The organism is Dellaglioa sp. CoH-57-MRSF-22, assembly GCF_056781895.1.
In genome coordinates this window covers 1-553 of the sequence record NZ_JBXAXT010000055.1, presented here as the reverse complement: position 1 = coordinate 553, position 553 = coordinate 1, and the positions used below count along the sequence as shown (strand labels likewise).

2 protein-coding genes are annotated in these 553 nt (G+C 55.7%); both read left to right on the top strand.

The annotated features are described in order from the left end of the window. Nucleotides 1-206: hypothetical protein (locus AC1RPR_RS08105; RefSeq protein WP_481763453.1), on the top strand; the 206-nt coding region annotated here is incomplete at its 5' end. Between the two features lies 1 nt (nt 207). After that, nucleotides 208-546 carry a DNA translocase FtsK 4TM domain-containing protein gene (locus AC1RPR_RS08100; RefSeq protein ID WP_481763452.1) on the top strand — a complete coding sequence of 113 codons (339 nt, stop codon included), beginning with the start codon at nt 208-210 and terminating at the stop codon, nt 544-546. The last annotated feature ends 7 nt before the right edge of the window (nt 547-553 follow it).

Genomic DNA, 553 nt, shown 5'->3' with positions numbered 1-553 from the left:
CCGTGTACCAGATCACCAGACGCGAAATTCTGGAGGTTATGGACGAGTTCATTGCTGACCACAACAAGCGGTTCAGTACAGCATACTTGCAGGGGCTGAAAGCCGGCCGCCTGAAGGGCTACATCGAGGCGCAGGACGCGGTGCTCGATGCTCCGAACAACCCGATCTCTGCTATCGACGAACTGATAGCCAACGCGGAGGATTGAGATGAACAACTTTTTCATGATGCTGTGGCTTGCGGACGTGGCCGACGCCTTTAAGATGGCGGTCGGAGTATGCATTATGGCCACGGTCTTTGCGAGCCTAGTGTGGGCCGCGAACGTATCTGGTAACAAAGAGGCCAAAAAGCGATTTATCAAGTGGCTGAAGATTTGGGGCTCTGTCGTGTCAGTAGCCGCTATTTGCGCCCTGCTCTCACCCTCGGTTGACACTCTGCGCACGGCTGCTGCCATCGGAGCCGGGCGTGACGTACTGAGCACTGAAGTCGGGAAGCACGCTCAGGACGCGGCCATCAGATTCCTCGACGGATTGAGCAAGAAGAACTGATAGTAGT